The organism is Paraburkholderia sp. CNPSo 3281, assembly GCF_024206515.1.
In the GTDB taxonomy this organism is placed as follows: Bacteria; Pseudomonadota; Gammaproteobacteria; order Burkholderiales; family Burkholderiaceae; genus Paraburkholderia; species Paraburkholderia nodosa.
Map to the genome: position 1 here is coordinate 1 of NZ_JAMBPS010000179.1, position 692 is coordinate 692.

The window sequence follows — 692 nt, forward strand, 5'->3', positions numbered from 1 at the left end:
GAAGGCCAGACCAACGAGCGCAACGGCGCCACCGGCAAGACGATCATCACGGATCACGGCCCGCTCAGGGTTGAACTGCCGCGGGACCGCGACGGTAGCTTCGAACCGATCCTGATTCCCAAACATGAGCGTCGTTTCACCGGCTTTGACGAGCGCATCATCGCGATGTACGCGCGTGGCATGAGCGTGCGCGAGATCCAGGCGTTTCTGGCCGAGACCTACGGCACCGAAGTGTCGCCCGATTTCATCAGCTCGGTCACCGACGAGGTGATGGCTGAGACGCTCGCCTGGCAAAGCCGCCCGCTTGAGCCGATGTATCCGGTGGTCTTCTTCGACGCGCTGCGCGTGAAGATCCGTGGCGATGGCGTGGTGAGCAACAAGGCTGTGTATCTGGCCCTGGGCGTCCAGGCCGACGGCCAGCGTGACGTGCTCGGACTGTGGATCGAGCAGACCGAGGGTGCGAAGTTCTGGCTCAAGGTGTTCAACGAACTCAAGACCCGCGGTTGCCAGGACATCCTGATCGCGGTCGTTGATGGGCTCAAGGGACTGGCCGAAGCGATTGGCACCGCTTACCCGCGCACCACCGTGCAGACGTGCATCGTGCACCTGATCCGCAACAGTCTTGAGTACGCCAGCTACAAGGACCGCAAGACGATCGCGGCAGCGCTGCGTCCGATCTATGGCGCGGTGAG

Annotated in this window: 1 protein-coding gene; it reads left to right on the forward strand. The window is 62.9% G+C overall.

Annotation, left to right across the window (positions count from 1 at the left end; translation table 11 throughout):
• A partial coding sequence (locus tag M3I56_RS40790) for an IS256 family transposase (RefSeq protein WP_254358696.1) occupies positions 1-692 on the forward strand: 692 nt, incomplete at both ends.